At 33.1% G+C, this 18,229-nt stretch carries 16 protein-coding genes; 13 read left to right on the top strand and 3 right to left on the bottom strand.

Features of this window, described 5'->3' with window-relative positions:
• Together WBN21_RS11670 and WBN21_RS11665 are read left to right on the top strand one after the other, a co-directional pair.
• The coding region (locus tag WBN21_RS11670) for a spondin domain-containing protein (RefSeq protein WP_424200473.1) at nucleotides 1-815 on the top strand (815 nt) is incomplete at its 5' end.
• Between the two features lie 207 nt (nucleotides 816-1,022).
• Nucleotides 1,023-2,897: a T9SS type A sorting domain-containing protein gene (locus WBN21_RS11665; RefSeq protein WP_424200471.1), complete on the top strand. Its 1,875-nt coding sequence runs from the start codon at nucleotides 1,023-1,025 to the stop codon at nucleotides 2,895-2,897.
• On the opposite strand, the gene WBN21_RS11660 is transcribed toward WBN21_RS11665, so the two are convergent.
• The gene (locus WBN21_RS11660) at nucleotides 2,898-3,932 is read right to left on the bottom strand and encodes a quinone-dependent dihydroorotate dehydrogenase (protein ID WP_424200475.1); all 1,035 of its coding nucleotides are present in this window, start codon (nucleotides 3,930-3,932) and stop codon (nucleotides 2,898-2,900) included.
• Between the two features lie 135 nt (nucleotides 3,933-4,067).
• Between WBN21_RS11660 and pepT the strand changes: the two genes are divergently transcribed.
• From pepT to WBN21_RS11610, 10 genes are all read left to right on the top strand, one after another.
• Entirely contained in the window at nucleotides 4,068-5,312 is a 1,245-nt protein-coding gene (pepT, locus tag WBN21_RS11655; RefSeq protein ID WP_424200469.1) for a peptidase T, read from the top strand.
• Nucleotides 5,313-5,340: 28 nt separating this feature from the next.
• Nucleotides 5,341-5,565, top strand: coding sequence for a hypothetical protein (locus WBN21_RS11650; protein WP_424200467.1), 225 nt, complete (start codon nucleotides 5,341-5,343; stop codon nucleotides 5,563-5,565).
• 98 nt (nucleotides 5,566-5,663) lie between these two features.
• Nucleotides 5,664-6,341 carry a tRNA (guanosine(37)-N1)-methyltransferase TrmD gene (gene trmD / locus WBN21_RS11645; RefSeq protein WP_424200465.1) on the top strand — a complete coding sequence of 226 codons (678 nt, stop codon included), beginning with the start codon at nucleotides 5,664-5,666 and terminating at the stop codon, nucleotides 6,339-6,341.
• 3 nt (nucleotides 6,342-6,344) lie between these two features.
• Nucleotides 6,345-6,827, top strand: a complete 483-nt coding sequence (locus WBN21_RS11640; protein ID WP_424200463.1) for a GyrI-like domain-containing protein — start codon at nucleotides 6,345-6,347, stop codon at nucleotides 6,825-6,827.
• Nucleotides 6,828-7,083: 256 nt separating this feature from the next.
• Complete coding sequence (gene rplS / locus WBN21_RS11635) at nucleotides 7,084-7,434, top strand: 50S ribosomal protein L19 (RefSeq protein WP_424200461.1); 351 nt, start codon at nucleotides 7,084-7,086, stop codon at nucleotides 7,432-7,434.
• An 831-nt stretch (nucleotides 7,435-8,265) separates the two neighbouring features.
• Nucleotides 8,266-10,476: an NADP-dependent isocitrate dehydrogenase gene (locus tag WBN21_RS11630; RefSeq protein WP_424200459.1), complete on the top strand. Its 2,211-nt coding sequence runs from the start codon at nucleotides 8,266-8,268 to the stop codon at nucleotides 10,474-10,476.
• Nucleotides 10,477-10,551: 75 nt separating this feature from the next.
• The gene (locus WBN21_RS11625; protein WP_424200457.1) at nucleotides 10,552-12,927 is read left to right on the top strand and encodes a TonB-dependent receptor; all 2,376 of its coding nucleotides are present in this window, start codon (nucleotides 10,552-10,554) and stop codon (nucleotides 12,925-12,927) included.
• A gap of 4 nt (nucleotides 12,928-12,931) precedes the next feature.
• The gene (locus WBN21_RS11620) at nucleotides 12,932-13,747 is read left to right on the top strand and encodes a DUF4249 domain-containing protein (RefSeq protein WP_424200455.1); all 816 of its coding nucleotides are present in this window, start codon (nucleotides 12,932-12,934) and stop codon (nucleotides 13,745-13,747) included.
• Between the two features lie 73 nt (nucleotides 13,748-13,820).
• On the top strand, nucleotides 13,821-14,639 hold the full coding sequence (murQ, locus tag WBN21_RS11615) for an N-acetylmuramic acid 6-phosphate etherase (protein WP_424200453.1): 819 nt from the start codon (nucleotides 13,821-13,823) through the stop codon (nucleotides 14,637-14,639).
• On the top strand, nucleotides 14,629-14,862 hold the full coding sequence (locus tag WBN21_RS11610; protein WP_424200451.1) for a DUF6095 family protein: 234 nt from the start codon (nucleotides 14,629-14,631) through the stop codon (nucleotides 14,860-14,862). Before murQ ends, WBN21_RS11610 begins: the two co-directional genes overlap by 11 nt.
• A 2-nt stretch (nucleotides 14,863-14,864) precedes the next feature.
• On the opposite strand, the gene WBN21_RS11605 is transcribed toward WBN21_RS11610, so the two are convergent.
• Both WBN21_RS11605 and WBN21_RS11600 read right to left on the bottom strand, forming a co-directional pair.
• The gene (locus tag WBN21_RS11605; protein WP_424200449.1) at nucleotides 14,865-15,365 is read right to left on the bottom strand and encodes a hypothetical protein; all 501 of its coding nucleotides are present in this window, start codon (nucleotides 15,363-15,365) and stop codon (nucleotides 14,865-14,867) included.
• Between the two features lie 173 nt (nucleotides 15,366-15,538).
• Nucleotides 15,539-17,986 carry a helix-turn-helix domain-containing protein gene (locus WBN21_RS11600; RefSeq protein ID WP_424200447.1) on the bottom strand — a complete coding sequence of 816 codons (2,448 nt, stop codon included), beginning with the start codon at nucleotides 17,984-17,986 and terminating at the stop codon, nucleotides 15,539-15,541.
• Nucleotides 17,987-18,022: 36 nt separating this feature from the next.
• Between WBN21_RS11600 and WBN21_RS11595 the strand changes: the two genes are divergently transcribed.
• Nucleotides 18,023-18,229, top strand: a 207-nt coding sequence (locus WBN21_RS11595; protein WP_424200445.1) for a hypothetical protein, incomplete at its 3' end; no start/stop codon positions are given.

The following is an 18,229-nucleotide window of genomic DNA, read 5'->3' as shown; positions in this document are numbered from 1 at the left end:
CACTACCAACGAATGCACATTGGTCGCCTCTGGCTGGTGCCACCCATAAAAACGCAAATGATATTTTGATGTTTGGTATTGCAGCGCCAACTACAAATGGTATAAAAGAAATTGCTGAATTTGGCGCTACACCAAGTTTTAGTGCCGAAATAAACGATGCTATTACTGCTGGGAATGCCGACCAGTATTTGGAACAACCTTTTTCTCCTTTTGCAGGGAATAATAGTGTTTCAACATTAACCAATGTTACGGTGAATGAAGATTTCCCTTTAATAACTTTAGTATCGATGGTAGCACCTAGTCCAGACTGGTTTATTGCTGCTAATAACATAAACCTGAGGTCTGGCAATAATCCGGATTCTAACGGATGGGAAAACACTTTTACAATAGACGTATTTGTCTATGATGCTGGTACAGATTCAGGAACAGATTATACTTCTGGAAATTCTGTAACATCACCAAGGGATCCAATTTCTATGGTTTCTGGATTTCCTATAAACGGAAACAGAATGGCCACCATTACTTTTACATTAAATAATTCGACTTTAAATACAGAAAATTTTGAATCTATTAAGAATTTAAAAATATTTCCAAATCCTTCAAACGGACATATTACCATTTTAAATATTCAAAATATAGGACTTTCAACACTTAAAATTTATAGTATTTTTGGAAAGCTGATAAAGCAAATTCAGTTTAAACAAAATGCCAAACAATTGGAAGTTAATTTACACGATTTAAATAGCGGAATCTATTTGTTAACACTTCAAGATAAAACGGGTTCTACAAAAACTGAAAAACTACTAATTCATTGACTTCCCAACGTTTTAAGTCAAAAAATATTATCTATACTTATTAACAAAATAATTAACAAATTGTTAATAAACGAAAAAATTAACAGTATATCGTTTTTATTATAGTTATGGTTCATTTCGGTATACATTTGATAGTAAATGTTTTCACCCCAAATGAATCTATTATCCCATAAAATTAACTTTGTTGTTTTGTCGACATTTTTATTGATGTCTACCTTACTTTTTTCTCAAGATAGAAATGAAGTTAATTGTGGTAATATCACTTCTAAAAAATCCATTGAATTTTACAATAGTATTAAACCTCAACTTGAAAAATTTGAAAAGCAATTTTATTCAGGAAAATCTGCTAAAGGTATTTATTCAGCCAACATTGTGAATTCAATACCAGTAAAAATTTATGTTTTTAGAAATTCTGATGGTTCTGGTGGATTAAACACTTCTGACCTGAATGATGCGTTTTCTAACCTAAACTCAATTTACCAAAATGCCTATCTAGACTTTTTTATGTGTGATGGTGTCGAATATATTGATGATGATAATTTATGTCAATTAAAAAAAGGAGACGAAGCTAAATTTTATGAATCTCATTATGTTCCTGGATTAATAAATTTGTACTTCACAAATAAAATTGAAAACGAAGCAAACGAAGCTATTTGCGGTTATAGTGATAATGTAAGTAGAAACGATATGGTTTTCATGAATAACAGTTGTGCCACAAATGGCTCATCTCTTCCGCATGAAATAGGTCATTTTTTCTCTTTACTGCATACACATGGTCCAGATAACCTAATAACAACTACTGAATTGGTAAATGGTAGTAATTGTGATACCGATGGAGATGGTATTTGTGATACACCTGCAGATCCAGGATTAAGTTATACAACGGTTGATCAATCTTGCAATTATACAGGAACTGAAACCGATGTAAATGGTGATACTTATAGTCCAGACCCAAATAATATCATGTCTTATTCAAGAAAAGAATGTAGAACTCTTTTTTCTGAGCAACAACTAGCAAGAATGTATGCGTTTTATATGACTACTAAAAGTTATTTATCGTGTCCATCTTTCAATGCTAATATTGCTGTAAATGAAAGTGAAACTTGTAAATCATCATTAACCGTAAATTTTGAAAGTACAAGCCCCAATATTTCGGATTGGCAATGGGATGTAGATAATGATGGTGTTATTGACTATACCACTAAAAACCCAACACATACCTTTGAATCCGGCATTTACGATATAGTACTTACGGTTTCCAAAAAAAATGAAACCGTTAGAAAAACCTTCAAAAATTTTATTAAAGTAGGTGCACAAACGGATAAATTGGATGAAGATTTTGAAAATTTTAGTCTTCTGGACAATCAAGGATGGACTAGTAAAGATCTTTCAGGACATGGTTATCTTTGGTATCCTAATTTTGGCGATACACAATCAAGTGAAACTGGACCTTCAAATTATAAAAAATCTGACAACCTTTTTAACACGTACATGTATGCCGAGGCATCTGGGGCCGTGGAAGGCGATGTTGCCACCTTAACTTCGCCATGTATTAATGTAAATTATCAAAATAGTGAATTAGAATTTTCATATCACATGTTTGGTAAAAACATAGGTGAACTTCATGTTGATATTCAAACAAATTCTGGCTATACAAATGATGTTATTGATCCAATTTACGGTAATCAGCAAGTGCATCAAAGTGATAATTTTATAACTAAAATTGTTAATTTATCGTCTTACGCTAATGAAACTATAAAAGTGCGCTTTAGAGCAGTAAGAGGTTCTAGTTGGGATGGTGATATCGCGATTGATAATATCTTCTTAAAAACTATACACACGCCTATTTCAAGTGTTTTATTTGAGGCATATCCAAACCCCGTGAAAGGGAATTTGCTTTACGTAAAAAGCAATAATTTCGGGACGACGTCAACCTATACTATAACTAGTTTAGTTGGGCAACCATTTTTAACGGGGGAGGTATCAGAAACCCCTATAGACTTTAGTAGTTTGTCGTCAGGAACCTATTTACTTATTTTAAACAACGGTAAAAAAAGCGTTGTGAAAAAGATAATTAAATAGTTATAACCTATTTAGTATCGCTTTATTTATAGACTTTATTAAACTTGGTCCTTCGTAAATAAATCCTGTATAAATTTGAACTAAATCTGCGCCCGCATCAAGTTTTTCAAGGGCATCCTTTGCAGAATGGATACCACCAACCCCAATTATTGGAAAAGCTTTAAGGCTTTTATCAGAAAGGTATTTAATAACCTGAGTACTTTTTTCTTTTACAGGCTGCCCACTTAATCCACCATTTCCAATTTTTTCAAGACGTTCTTTTGAAGCTTTTAATCCACTTCTATCAGTCGAAGTATTACTTGCAATAACACCATCAAGATTGGTATCTTTAACCAGTTCAATAATTTCATCTAGTTGATTATTGTTTAAATCGGGAGCAATTTTTAAAAGAATTGGTTTCTGTTTTTGAAACGTTTTATTAGCTTTTTGTACGGCACCAATCAATTCTTCCAAATAATCTTTATCGTTCAATTTAGCATGGCTTCCAACATTCGGACAACTAACATTCAACACAAAGTAATCCACATAAGGATGAAGCGCATTAAAACACTCTAAATAATCTTTGGTATAATCTTCTGGTTTTGTATCGGTATTTTTACCAATATTTCCACCTATTATTAGTTTCCCTTTATTTGTTTTAAGTTGTTCAATAGCGGCTTCAAGTCCTTCGTTATTAAAACCCATTCGGTTTATAATCCCCTTATCAGCTTTTAATCGGAATAATCGCTTTTTAGGATTCCCAGATTGCCCTTTTGGTGTAACGGTTCCTATTTCAATAAAACCGAAACCAAAATTTGCTAATTCATTAAATAAAACAGCATTCTTATCGAAACCGGCTGCTAATCCAACTGGGTTTTTAAATGTGAGCCCAAATAATTGTCTTTCTAGTTTTTCATTTTCCACTACATACAAACTTCTGAACAGACTTTTAAAACCTGGAATTTTGGAGGTAAATTTTACCAATAAAAATGTAAAATGATGAATTTTTTCAGGGTCGAAAGAAAAAAACAGCGGGCGAAGTAATAATTTGTACATCATTTTTATTTTTGCAAAAATAAGTTGAAATCTTGTAAATAAAAAATTGAGTTGCCCTTACTTTTTCACGCTTAATAATTGTAAATTACCAGTTATAATAGCCATAAAAATTCTTACTAAGAAAATACCCTCTAAATGATTTCAAAAGAACACATTATAAAACGTTTTATAAGTTATGTTACCGTTGATACAGAATCAGACCCAAGTTCTGAAACTACACCAAGCACCAAAAAACAATGGGATTTAGCCAACAAACTTGCTGATGAACTTAAAGCTATTGGTATGCAAGATGTTAATATTGACGATAATGCTTATATCATGGCTACTTTGCCTAGCAATGTTGACCATGAGGTGCCAACCATTGGGTTTATTTCTCATTTTGATACGTCGCCAGATTTTACTGGTGCTAATGTAAATCCTCAAATAATTGAGAAATATAATGGGAAAGACATCATTTTAAACGAAGCTGAAGATATCATTTTATCACCAGATTATTTTGAGGATTTATTACTTTATAAAGGACAGACTTTAATAACTACAGATGGAACAACCCTTTTAGGTGCTGATGATAAGGCTGGAATTTGCGAAATTATATCGGCTATGGAATACTTAATTCAGCATCCAGAAATAAAACATGGAACCATTCGAGTTGGTTTTACTCCTGATGAAGAAATTGGTAGAGGTGCACATAAATTTGATGTTAAAAAATTTGGAGCAGATTGGGCATACACTATGGATGGTAGCCAAATTGGCGAATTAGAATACGAAAACTTTAATGCAGCAAGTGCTGTTGTAAAAATAAAAGGTAAAATTGTGCATCCAGGATACGCCAAAGATAAAATGATAAACTCCATGTATATTGCTACAGAGTATATCAATTCTTTACCACGACTAGAAACACCCGAACATACCGAAGGTTACCAAGGATTTTTCCATTTGCATGATATGGAAGGACATGTAGAAGAAACAATCCTAAAATATATTATTCGCGATCATGATATGGGTCATTTTGAGGCCAGAAAAGAGGTTATGATAAAACTTACCAACGAGCTTAATAGCCAATATGGCCGTGAGGTGATTACTATCGAAATTAAAGACCAATATTTTAATATGCGTGAAAAAATTGAACCCGTAATGCATATTGTTGATTTTGCTGAGAAGGCCATGAAAAAACTTAATATTGAACCACTAATAAAAGCCATTCGTGGCGGAACTGATGGTTCGCAGTTGAGCTATATGGGCTTACCATGTCCAAATATTTTTGCTGGTGGTCACAATTTTCATGGACGATATGAATATGTTCCTGTGGAAAGTATGATTAAAGCAACTGAAGTAATTTGTAAGATTGCGGAGTTGGTGGCCTTGAAAAAGATAAAATAAGTCGAAAATTAACTTAAAAATTATTTTTATGAAATTAAACTTATTGTCTTGTGATGCACAGAGACCAGATAAAAGAGCCATAGCCAATTGTATATCCGAAATTTCAACAGACATAGGTAGTTCCTTAGCGCACGAACTTACAAATATTCTTTTGGAAGGTGATGCCGTGGACATTGAAGTGGGAGATAAAAACTCAGGGTCTTCGTTACGAGCTTTACGAAAACTAGATATTGACTATGAAATTTTAGAATGACCCGAATGATTTACACTATTTCTTCTTAAAATCATAACAAATTTTCTCTAGCGCCATCCAAAACAATTAAATTATCTTTGCAATTCTAAAAAGTACACATGCGCATAGATATCATCACCGTTTTACCCGAATTACTTAAAAGTCCGTTTGAAGCTTCTATTTTAAAACGTGCCATTGAGGCTGGTTTGGTAGAAGTCCATTTTCATAATTTAAGAGATTACACTTCAGATAATTATAAATCTATTGATGACACCCAATTTGGTGGTGGTGCAGGTATGGTAATGATGATTGAACCGATTGATAAATGTATTTCGGCTTTAAAATCTCAAAGAACATACGACGAAGTTATTTATATGACCCCTGATGGCGAAACCTTAAAACAAGGTATGGCTAACCATTTATCTTTAAAGGAAAACATTATTATTCTTTGCGGACATTATAAAGGTGTAGACCAACGGGTTCGCGACCATTTTATAACACGAGAAATTTCTATTGGTGATTATGTATTATCTGGTGGCGAGCTGGGAGCAGCTGTACTTTGCGATTCCATTATACGTTTAATACCAGGTGTATTAGGAAATGAAACCTCTGCCCTAACCGATTCGTTTCAAGATGGTTTGCTAGCACCACCTATTTATACAAAACCAAGAGACTATAAAGGTTGGAAAGTTCCTGAGTTATTATTTGGAGGTAATTTACCAAAAATTGAAAAATGGCGTGAAGAACAGGCGTATTTAAGAACTAAAGAGTGCCGACCGGATTTATTGGAAGACTAATATATGGAACCAAGAATAGAATTAATTAATCAAAAAAAATTAATTGGACATTCAATTTCAATGTCTTTAACAGATAACAAAACCTTTGATTTGTTTACTGGCTTTATGTCTAAACGGAAACAAATTACTAATGCTTTAAGTGATGATAAGTTTGAAGTGATGATTTATGATAGCTTACATTTTAAAAATTTTAATCCAAATAAAACTTTTATAAAATGGGCTACTCTAGAGGTTTCTGATTTTAATACTATTCCTGAGGGCATGAAAGATTTAACCATAGAAAATGGTTTATACGCTATTTTTAAATACCGTGGTTTTGCAAAGAATTTTGGTGGATTCATGAATTATGTATTCACGGAATGGTTTCCTCAATCGGAATATACCTTAGACAACAGGCCACATTTTAATGTTTTAGGAGATAAATACATTAAAAATAATCCGAATTCTGAAGAAGACGTATATATTCCTATTAAAAAGAAAGCTTAATAAAACACGTGTTAAGGATTGAACGGCATGTTTGAGCTCGCCGACGAAGGAGGAAGCGAGTAGTGAAAGCCTGACTTTTTGCTTTTACTAAATATGAACCATTGTACAAATTTTGAAGCAAAAAGAAACACCAAAAAAATATAAATAAAACGTTGCAGATTATTAATTAATAGTTATTTTTGCAGCCAATTTCGGGTTAACCTCTGGCGAGAATCGTGAATGTTGTTCTGAACTAATTATAATTAAATTTAAAGAAATGGAATCTTTAGTAAAATTTGTACAAGACGAATTTGTAACAAGAAAAGATTTACCAGAATTTGCAGCTGGTGACACAATTACAGTTTTCTACGAAATTAGAGAGGGCGAAAAAGTTCGTACTCAGTTTTTTAGAGGTGTAGTAATTCAAAGAAAAGGATCTGGAGCTTCAGAAACTTTTACAATTAGAAAAATGTCAGGAACTATTGGTGTTGAGCGTATCTTCCCTGTTAATTTACCTGCATTACAAAAAATAGAAGTTAACAAACGTGGTAAAGTACGTAGAGCTCGTATCTACTACTTTAGAGGTCTTACTGGTAAAAAAGCCAGAATTACTGAGCGCAGACGTTAATAATAATACAACTGCTTTTGCAGTATTTAAAAGCCTTGAGATATCTCAGGGCTTTTTTTATGAACTTTTGTTAATAACTTCGGTTGATAACTAGTTGATATCTAACAGCTTAAAAAGTTGTTTTTTAGGAATTATGTTGTTATATTTATACAATGAAAAAATGACAACTTTGGTTGGTTTCGCTTCAACAACGAATTTACAGACTTTCTAAATAAGGTAACGTTCTTTATATTATTGTTTTTGAGGTTATAATGTGCCACGTGAATACGTGTGATAACAGGAGACCAAGACATTATAAAAAGTGTCATATGTGAAAGCAGATGAGAACTAATATGATGAAAAGCTTAAAAAGCAACAGAATCGAAAGTGCATGTTGTAATGCAAGCAATGCTAACAGCAAAAGTAACACGAAAGTGACAACAGAGCGACTGGCATCAAGAAAACAATTTCTGAAACATTAAGTGTAGTAAGTCAATACATTTTGAAAACTACAATGATGTTTCTTGAAATAACAAAGCTTGAACTGATTCGGTTTAGATGAAAATTTAAACAAACATGAGTAGAAATATTCATTAGGTCATGTAGCGTTATTTCAAAAAAGCCATATCAACGTAGATTAAGTTCTGTAGTGATATGGCTTTTATTTTTTATTAAATTACTACTTACACTTCCCAATATTGATTTTCTACTAAAAGTTCAGATTTTACACATTTTTCAACAACCAATTGAACATTTTTAAAAGTCAATTTTTGTATATTCGCACGGCGAAAACGTTATCTTAAGTCGTTTTCAATAATTCACTAAATACTAATTCTAAAAAAAGCGACACCAATGTCTAAAATCATTTATACAAAAACTGATGAAGCTCCTGCACTAGCAACGCGCTCTTTATTACCTATTGTTCAAGCGTTTGTTAAATCTTCGGGAATTAATATTGAAACAAAAGATATTTCTTTATCAGCACGAATTTTAGCTGTTTTTCCAGATTTTTTAAATGAAGACCAACGTGTTTCTGATGATTTAGCCATACTTGGTGAATTAGCAAAAAATCCAGAAGCTAATATTGTTAAACTTCCTAATATTAGTGCATCAATACCACAGTTAAAAGATGCTATTAAAGAATTACAATCTAAAGGTTTTAATATTCCTGATTATCCAAGCGAAGCTAAAACAGATGCTGAAAAAGATATAAAATCGCGTTACGACAAAATAAAAGGTAGTGCTGTAAACCCAGTTTTACGTGAAGGAAATAGTGATAGACGAGCCCCGAAAGCGGTTAAGAATTATGCTAAGAAACATCCGCATTCTATGGGTGCTTGGTCTAAAGATTCAAAAACACACGTTGCCACTATGAGTTCTGGTGATTTTTTTCATAATGAAAAATCTGTAACTTTAAAAGAGGCCACAAGCATAACTATAGAGCTTTCAGATACCAAAGGCAAAAAAACGGTTTTAAAAGATAGTTTTCCTTTACTAAAAGCTGAAATTATTGATGCTACTATAATGAGCAAAAAAGCCTTAATCGAATTTTTAGAAGAGCAAGTTGAAGATGCTTTAGATAAAAGTGTTTTGTTTTCATTACACATGAAAGGAACGATGATGAAAGTAAGTGACCCTATTATTTTTGGTCACGCAGTTCGTGTTTTCTTTCATGATTTATTTAAAAAACATGGAAAAACTTTCAAGAAAATTGGTGTTGATGTGAATAACGGTTTTGGTAATCTACTTGAAAAATTACACGATTTACCTGAAGATAAACGCGACGAAATAAGAAATGATATTAGATATGCTTTAGATCATGGAGCAGATTTAGCCATGGTGAACTCAGAAAGAGGAATTACAAATCTTCATGTTCCTAGTGATGTTATTATTGATGCTTCTATGCCAGCAATGATTCGTACTTCTGGACGCATGTGGAATGCTGATGGTAAACTTCAAGATACCAAAGCAGTAATTCCAGATAGTAGTTATGCTGGTATATATTCAGCAACTATTGATTTCTGTAAAGAACATGGCGCTTTCGATCCAACAACCATGGGAACGGTTCCTAACGTTGGACTTATGGCTCAAAAAGCTGAAGAATACGGATCTCACGATAAAACTTTTGAAATACCTACTGACGGAATTGTTAAAGTAATTGATGCTTCTGGAAAAACTTTATTAGAACACAAGGTTGAAGAGGGCGATATCTGGAGAATGTGTCAAACAAAAGATGCACCAATTCAAGACTGGGTAAAATTAGCTGTAACACGTGCTAGAGCTTCTAAAACGCCGGCTGTATTTTGGTTAGATAAAAATAGAGCACATGATGCTGAAATTATCAAAAAAGTTAAAACTTATTTAAAAGATCATGATACTAATGGGTTAGATTTAAGAATCTTATCGCCAATTGAAGCTACAAAATTTACTTGTGAGAGACTTATAAAAGGAGAAGATACTATTTCGGTTTCTGGAAACGTTTTACGTGATTACTTAACCGATTTATTCCCAATTTTAGAGGTTGGAACTAGTGCAAAAATGTTATCCATTGTTCCATTAATGAATGGCGGTGGATTATTTGAAACTGGTGCTGGCGGATCTGCTCCAAAACACGTGCAACAATTACTTGAAGAAAACCACTTACGCTGGGATTCTTTAGGAGAATTTTTAGCAATTGCAGTTTCTTTAGAGCATTATAGCCAGGTGAATAACAATGCAAAAGCAAAAGTCTTAGGTGAAACGTTAGATGATGCTACTGATAAATTATTAGAAAACAGTAAAGGACCTTCTAGAAAAGCTGGTGAGTTAGACAACAGAGGAAGTCATTTTTATATAGCATTATATTGGGCGCAAGAATTAGCCAACCAAAATAATGATGCCGATTTAAAAGCTGAGTTTACGCCTATTGCAAAAAAATTAGCTGAAAATGAAACAGCTATTATAAAAGAATTGAATGCTATTCAAGGTAAACCTACTGATATTGGTGGTTATTACGAACCAAATGAAACACTTATCAATAAAGTTATGCGACCTAGTGAAACTTTTAATTCTATTTTAAAATAATTATAACACCAATTATATTTCAAAAAGCCCCTTTTTAGGGGCTTTTTTTATATTTTTATAAAAAAAAGCTATTTAATGAAAAACACCTTGTTTTGGTTTTTTTGTGTGTTTTGTATTTCAATATCATTCGTAAACGCTCAAGAAAAATTCACGCTTAGTGGTTCAATTTCTGAAGAAAAAAGTAACGAAACCTTAATTGGTGTAAATATTATTTTTCCAGAAATTTCTGCTGGAACTACTACCAACGAGTATGGTTTTTATTCTATGACGCTTCCTGAAGGAAACTACAAAATGGTAATCCGTTATTTAGGGTACCAAACCATTTCTGAAACTATTTCACTCTCTAAAGACATTTCAAAAAACTATAGTTTAATGGATGCTCTTGAAAATTTAGATGAAGTTGTAATCACCGAAAACATTGAAAAACTGAATATTAGAGTGCCTCAAATGAGCGTTAACAAATTAACGTCAAGCACCATAAAAGATATTCCTGTGGTACTTGGCGAATCGGATATTATAAAAGCAATAACCCTACTTCCAGGAGTTACTAGTGCAGGCGAAGGCGCTTCAGGATTTAATGTTCGTGGTGGTGCTGCCGATCAAAATTTAATTCTTTTGGATGAGGCCACCATTTATAACTCATCTCATTTATTTGGATTCTTTTCGGTTTTTAATCCTGATGCTATTAAAGATTTACGTTTGTATAAAGGTGGTATTCCTGCGCGTTATGGCGGTAGGGTGTCTTCAGTTTTAGATATCTACCAAAAGGAAGGAAATAGTAAGGAGTTTCATGCCAATGGCGGCATTGGTATTGTTTCTAGTCGGTTACTTTTAGAAGGCCCTCTTAAAAAAGATAAAGGCTCTTTTCTTCTAGGCGGCCGTTCTAGTTATGCACATTTATTTTTACCACTTTTTGATATTAATAACAAAGCCTACTTTTATGATCTAAATACCAAAATAAGCTACAATTTAAACGAAAAGAACAATATTTATCTTTCCGGTTACTTTGGTAGAGATGTGTTTAGAATTGAAGATACCTTTGAGAACATATATGGTAATTCGGTTTTAAACTTCCGATGGAATCATTTATTTTCAAATAAGTTGTTTTCTAATTTATCAATTATTTATTCTGATTATTATTATAATTTAAAATTAGATTTTGTTGAGTTTGACTGGATTTCAGGAATTCAAAATTTCAATATAAAATATGACCTTAAACATTATTTAACCGATAAGATTAAACTGCAGTACGGATTAAATAGTATTTATTATAAATTTAATCCCGGCAGAATAGAACCAACTACAGAATCATCAGGAATCAATCCTTTTAAACTTATTGACAAATTTGCTTTTGAAAATGCCATTTATTTAGATGCTGAACATAAGGTTTCAGATAAATTGGCTTTATCATACGGTCTGCGCCTAAGTACTTTTCAGCGTTTAGGGCAGGATGAATTAAATATTTACGAGAATAATCAAGCCGTTCTATTTAATGAAGATTTTCAAATTTATGAAAAAGCCGATCCAATCGGTACGGAAAGTTTCAAACATAGTGATGTCATTGAAAGTTTTGCAAATCTAGAACCAAGAGCATCATTAGCCTACCAATTGAATACGGAAAGTTCAGTAAAACTAAGTTACAACCGGATGGCTCAATATTTACATTTACTTTCAAACACAAGCTCTCCAACGCCTTTAGATATTTGGACTCCGAGTGGAAAATATGTAAAACCCCAATTACTCGATCAATTTGCTATTGGCTATTTTAAAAATTTCAGTAAAAATATGTTCTCCTTAGAGGTTGAAAGCTATTACAAAAACGTTAAAAACAGAATCGATTATATTGATGGTGCCGATTTAATTGCTAACAATGCCATAGAACAGGTAATATTAAACGGAAAATCTAGAGCTTATGGTTTAGAGGTTTTATTTAGAAAAAATGAAGGCCGCTTTAAAGGTTGGCTGGCTTATACCCTATCGAAATCTGAACAACAAACGCCAGGAAGAACAGCCTCCGAAATAGGTATAAACAACGGAAATTGGTATAATACACCATATGATAAGACACATGACATTTCTATTACTGGAAGTTATAACTGGAATGAAAAGTGGAAAATAAATACCAATTTTTTGTTTCAAACAGGGCAACCAGCAACCTTTCCAAATGGACAATATGTATTTAATGGCATGACTATTCCTAATTATAGTGATAGAAATGCTGATAGACTTCCTGCATATCACAGACTAGATATATCTTTAACTTACACACCAAAACCAAAAAACACAAAGGGTTTGAATGGCGAATGGGTATTTGGAATTTATAACATTTATAACAGAAGAAATGCGGCTTCTATTTCTTTTGGGCAAAATGAAATAACAGGTCAAAATGAAGCTACTCGTTTATCAATTTTTGGAATTGTTCCATCTATATCATATAATTTTAAACTTTAAGATTATGCGAAAAATATATAAATTATTTATGCTTTCTCTGTTACTAATATCTTGTGAAGATGTTATTGATGTCGACTTAAATACTGCCGATCCGAAATTAGTTATCGATGCCGGAATTAATTGGCAAAAAGGAACTGATGGTAAAAATCAAGAAATTCAATTAAGCCTTACTGCGCCTTTTTTTAATAGCGAGGTGCAACCAGCAACTGGAGCAATCGTTATTATAACAGATGCAAGCAATACTATTTTTAATTTTATTGAAGACGACAATACTGGCATCTATAAAAATGATTCCTTTATCCCGGAAATTAATGGCGTTTATACTTTAAACATTACTTATAATGATGAATTATATTCAGCTACCGAAACCCTTACTCCCGTTGTTCCTATAGAATATGTAGAGCAAAAAAATGATGGAGGTTTTTCAGGCGATGAAATTGAACTAAAAGTTTTTTACACAGATCCTGTTGGAATGGGGAATTTTTATTTATTCGAATTTAACATTGTAAAATTTAATACAACCTTCCTTGAAGTTTATGATGATGTGTTTACAGATGGAAACCAAATATTTGCATTTTACTCTAACAACGATATGGAACTTGTTGATGAAGTTATAATAACTAACCATGGCATTTCTCAACGTACCTATAATTTTTATAATATTATTTTAGAACAAACTGACGAAAATAATGGCGATCCGTTTCAAACTCAACCTGCAACGGTAAGAGGGAATTGTGTTAATGAAACTAATCCTAGTAACTTTCCATTAGGTTATTTTAGAGTGTCTGAAACTGATGTGTTTTCATATGTCATAGAATAAAAGGACCGGGAATAGCAATTATAACACGCGTATAAAGCCTTAATTCAAACTAAAATTTGTTTACTTTTGACGTATGAGTTTCATTAAAACCACCGAGCAAGATTCTAACCATAATCATCTAGAAAAGATGAGTGTTTCAGAGTTGTTAAAAAATATAAATAAAGAAGACAAAACGGTTCCTGATGCAGTTGAAAAAGCATTACCACAAATAGAAACTTTAGTGTTTCAAATTGTCGAAAAGCTAAAGAACGGCGGACGCTTATTTTACATGGGCGCAGGTACTAGTGGCCGGTTAGGTGTAGTTGATGCTTCTGAATGCCCACCTACTTTTGGCGTATCTCACGATTTGGTTGTTGGGTTAATTGCTGGCGGCGATTCTGCGATTAGAAAAGCCGTTGAATTCGCAGAAGATTCCAAAACACAAGGATGGAAAGATTTGCAGGAACAAAATATAAATTCTAAAGATGTGGTAGTTGGAATTGCTGCTTCAGGAACGACACCTTATGTGATTTCGGCTTTAGAAAAATGTAATGAAAACAACATTATAACGGGCTGTATTTCGTGCAATAAAAACAGTCCACTCTCGAAGGTTGCAAAATTTCCTATTGATGTAGTTGTAGGTCCAGAATTTGTAACAGGAAGCTCTAGAATGAAAGCTGGAACGGCACAAAAATTAGTTTTGAATATGATTACCACGGCTACCATGATTCAATTAGGTCATGTTAAAGGAAATAAAATGGTTGATATGCAACTGAGTAATAACAAACTTGTTGATAGAGGCACTAAAATGATTATGAAAGAAATTCAAGTTTCTGAAACTGAAGCTTTAGAATTATTAAACAAATTTAAAAGCGTACGTAACGCTGTAAAAAACTATAATGATGGAAAATAATAAAACAGATAGAGTCATGCTTTTTCAAGGTATAAAAACGTTGGCCTTTGCAGTATTGAGTCTTTTAATGGGGCCCGTTTTATTAAGCTTTGCTTTTAGTAAGCCAGATGACAAACTTTATATTCCTCTTTTAGCTATTGGGTGTTTAATTTGTGCCTTTGCCATTTTCTTAATTTTTAAAGGCATTCGTTTAATCATGAACAGTATGTTCAAAAAGAAGTAAACTTATTTTTGTATTGTCTCCTTAGGTGTCGTAGGATTATATCCAAATTCATCATCATTAATTACAATCCCTAAACTATCAAAAATATAATTAATAATGGCGTAATGGTGAATTGTATGGCTATTAGCCTGGGCAAATAATGCACCATAAGTATAAGGAATCTGGATTTTTCCCAAACCCAAATCATCGATAACTAAAACGGAATCATTCATACTAAAAGATGCCGAATTCAATTTTTCAATAATGACATTTAGATAATCTTGAGCACAACCACAATCGGATTCAATAGCTTTATTTCTACTTCTGGCAGTTAAGTCAATTCTATTATCAGCATCCAAATTAAAAATACAATCATAAAAATCAAGAATATGTCTTAAATGTGTCCCAATACTCGAATGGTAAGGTGGAACCGATGCATCACACAATTGGATATTCGATAATTGATTTAATAAAACCTGAGATTTTTGAAGTGTTTTTAAAGACGATTGAATGATAATGTTCATGGACACCAATTTAATTAAATTATTTTGAATACACATTTATGGACCAACATTTAGTCTAAACACTTAACATTCCTTACAGAAAAAGTATTTGTCCTTCAAAGTGAAGCTTCAAAATCTAAAATTGTTAATAATTAGCGAAATTGGAAATTCACTCTTAGGAATATAGCTATTTATTATTTGGAATTTGACAACTCATTAACTACCAATCGCAATTCCCCATAACTATACTTATCATCCAACTGATTTTTTAAGTCCGTTAAGCTTTCATAAGTTTTAGTAGGAATCAGCTCCATTAATTCCTCATAATGTTCAACAGGCATTAAATCGTTTACTTTTACTTCACCTGTAGAAATAAAACTAGCCAAATGCCCAATAATAGTCGTCGGGACAAATTCCCGCTCTTTAGCAATTTCAAAAATTGATTTACCAGCTTTAAATAGTTCTAGCGATATTTTTTTGGAATCACTAGACTTGGTCTTTTTTGGCTTCTTAGGCTCGTCAAAAATGGCAACTTCAGCCGATGATTCAATATCATGCTCATCACAATAGGCATTAATCACTTTCAAAATAGCAGCCCCATATTTTTGAACACGTGTTTTTCCCATGCCATTAACCTTAAGCAATTCTGCAGTATTCGTAGGCAAAGCTTCACACATTTCATATAGTGCCTTCTGAGTAAAAATCTGATAATGAATAAGTTCTTTCTCTTCGGCAATATCATTTCTAAGCATTCGCAGTTTTTCAAAAAGTTCCACATTACTCGTGCCTTCAACAACTGTTTTTCTAGATTTCTTTGGCTTTTCTTTCCCCATAAAAACCGACTTAGCACGAAGCTCCAAAATCTGTTCCGCAGTAAAACCAGCAGATAAACCTTTATAATAAGCCAACTTCACGGTCAGTAATTCCTCAAAAGCATCTAAGTTTTTTGTAATCTCGCTCCCAACACCTTGGTTATCGGTTGTAAAGGCAAAAGTTTTTAAAGGCTCCACAATTTTTGTGTCCGTTTCCGACCTAAAATACCCAATACCCTTTATAAAACGTTCCTGAATCACAGGGCTGTTTTCGGGTAACCCATCAGTTTCAACAAGTTGTTTTAATTGTGCGTTAAATCCGTTGGCTACTTTTAAAAAGTTAGTAATTGTTTCTTTAATAGGTACAAATGTGTCATCAATAGCACCTTTAATAGCGGTTCTATTCTTATAAAAAATATCTAAAATCCTATTCAGCGGATATAAAAACTGATAAAAACCAAACACTTCAGCTATTAAATCCAACTGAAAATCCGTCTGTGAATCCGCCAAAACCTGTTCATCCGGTGCGTTCTGTTCCGCATTTTCATTAAACTGAGTTACATTTCCATCACTAATAATCTGGCTCGAATGTATCTTACTCTTCAACACCAAACCTTCTAACGATTTACACCTACTCAGCGCCACATACGTTTGCCCATGCGCAAAAGCACCCTGCGCATCAATAATAGCCTTTTCAAACGTTAAACCCTGGCTTTTATGTATGGTAATACTCCATGCTAAACGCAATGGCATTTGGGTATATGAACCTATTTTCTCCTCTGTAATCGCTTTCGTTTCCGAATCAACCGAATAATTAATATTCTCCCAAACCTCTGGCGTTACATTAATATTAAAATCATCATCTGGACAATGAACCACCACTTCATCAGCATCCAACAAAATTACTTTACCAATCTTTCCGTTAAAATAACGTTTCTCGGGGCTGCTATCATTTTTCACAAACATCACTTGTGCTCCTACTTTTAACTCCAGTTTTACATTGTTAGGGTATGCATGTTCAGGAAATTTACCATCAACTTCGGCTTTATACGTAAACGCTTTTGTTGTTAATTTACTCAACTCCGCTCTATTTGTAGCCTCCGCTTTATTATTATGGGTGGTTAAAGAAATATAACCCGCATCAGGTTCAGGCGTAAAATCGGGTACAAACCGTTTGTTCAATTCTGCAGCACTAGCCTCACTCAAACGATTGTTTCTAATCTCATTCAAGATTTCAATAAATTTCGGATTCTCCTGTCTATAAATATGTTTCAACTCAATAGTAATCGCATTACATTGAGCAAAAGCATGGCTACTAAAAAAGAACCCATTCGCATAATAATGCTTCAACAAATCCCACTCCTGCTCTTTAATTACTGGCGATAGTTGCTGCAAATCACCAATCATCAATACCTGCACCCCACCAAACACCTTATTTCGGTCTCTAAAACGGCGCAATGTTTTATCAATCCCATCTAGCAAATCAGCGCGCACCATACTAATCTCGTCAATCACCAACAGGTCCATCGACTTAATAATATTAATTTTAGTCTTGCTAAACTTCCTATTAAAACCTTTACCAGCATTCAAATCCGTATCAGGTAAAATCGGACCAAAAGGCATCTGAAAAAACGAATGAATTGTCACGCCTTTCGCATTAATGGCCGCCACACCAGTAGGAGCAACAACCACCAATCGTTTCAAACTATCCATTTTTAATCGGTGTAAAAACGTTGTTTTACCTGTTCCTGCTTTTCCCGTTAAAAAAATCGATCGGTTGGTATTATTTACAAACGACCAAGCTAATTCCAGTTCCTTATTTTTAGACATTAAATAGATTAAGATTTAGAATTTCAAGATAATAATTTGTCTTATTTTTTGGGCGGATTTTTAAATTTAAAATTAAAAGAAAACAGCCTAAGGCTGTATAGGAGTAAAGAACAATTTAAAAACCGCGCTATCCGTTACAAGTTTTGTAAAACCATAAATGGAAGTTTTACAAAAGCTAACCACTACTATCGCTCCCGCGCCTATCCGCCCATAACCTATTTTACCAAAGGCCAGTATTTATTT

It is taken from the genome of Algibacter sp. (genome assembly GCF_049667265.1).
Lineage (GTDB): Bacteria > Bacteroidota > Bacteroidia > Flavobacteriales > Flavobacteriaceae > Algibacter_B.
The sequence above is the reverse complement of the archived record's forward strand: the minus strand, read 5'-3'. Positions and strand labels throughout refer to the sequence as shown.

What these genes read in the sequence shown, in the direction of transcription:
- WBN21_RS11665 (WP_424200471.1), top strand. Translation starts at nt 1,023, where the DNA reads ATGTCTACCTTACTTTTTTCTCAAGATAGAAATGAAGTTAATTGTGGT.
- WBN21_RS11660 (WP_424200475.1), bottom strand. Translation starts at nt 3,932, where the DNA reads ATGTACAAATTATTACTTCGCCCGCTGTTTTTTTCTTTCGACCCTGAA.
- pepT (WP_424200469.1), top strand. Translation starts at nt 4,068, where the DNA reads ATGATTTCAAAAGAACACATTATAAAACGTTTTATAAGTTATGTTACC.
- WBN21_RS11650 (WP_424200467.1), top strand. Translation starts at nt 5,341, where the DNA reads ATGAAATTAAACTTATTGTCTTGTGATGCACAGAGACCAGATAAAAGA.
- trmD (WP_424200465.1), top strand. Translation starts at nt 5,664, where the DNA reads ATGCGCATAGATATCATCACCGTTTTACCCGAATTACTTAAAAGTCCG.
- WBN21_RS11640 (WP_424200463.1), top strand. Translation starts at nt 6,345, where the DNA reads ATGGAACCAAGAATAGAATTAATTAATCAAAAAAAATTAATTGGACAT.
- rplS (WP_424200461.1), top strand. Translation starts at nt 7,084, where the DNA reads ATGGAATCTTTAGTAAAATTTGTACAAGACGAATTTGTAACAAGAAAA.
- WBN21_RS11630 (WP_424200459.1), top strand. Translation starts at nt 8,266, where the DNA reads ATGTCTAAAATCATTTATACAAAAACTGATGAAGCTCCTGCACTAGCA.
- WBN21_RS11625 (WP_424200457.1), top strand. Translation starts at nt 10,552, where the DNA reads ATGAAAAACACCTTGTTTTGGTTTTTTTGTGTGTTTTGTATTTCAATA.
- WBN21_RS11620 (WP_424200455.1), top strand. Translation starts at nt 12,932, where the DNA reads ATGCGAAAAATATATAAATTATTTATGCTTTCTCTGTTACTAATATCT.
- murQ (WP_424200453.1), top strand. Translation starts at nt 13,821, where the DNA reads ATGAGTTTCATTAAAACCACCGAGCAAGATTCTAACCATAATCATCTA.
- WBN21_RS11610 (WP_424200451.1), top strand. Translation starts at nt 14,629, where the DNA reads ATGGAAAATAATAAAACAGATAGAGTCATGCTTTTTCAAGGTATAAAA.
- WBN21_RS11605 (WP_424200449.1), bottom strand. Translation starts at nt 15,365, where the DNA reads ATGAACATTATCATTCAATCGTCTTTAAAAACACTTCAAAAATCTCAG.
- WBN21_RS11600 (WP_424200447.1), bottom strand. Translation starts at nt 17,986, where the DNA reads ATGTCTAAAAATAAGGAACTGGAATTAGCTTGGTCGTTTGTAAATAAT.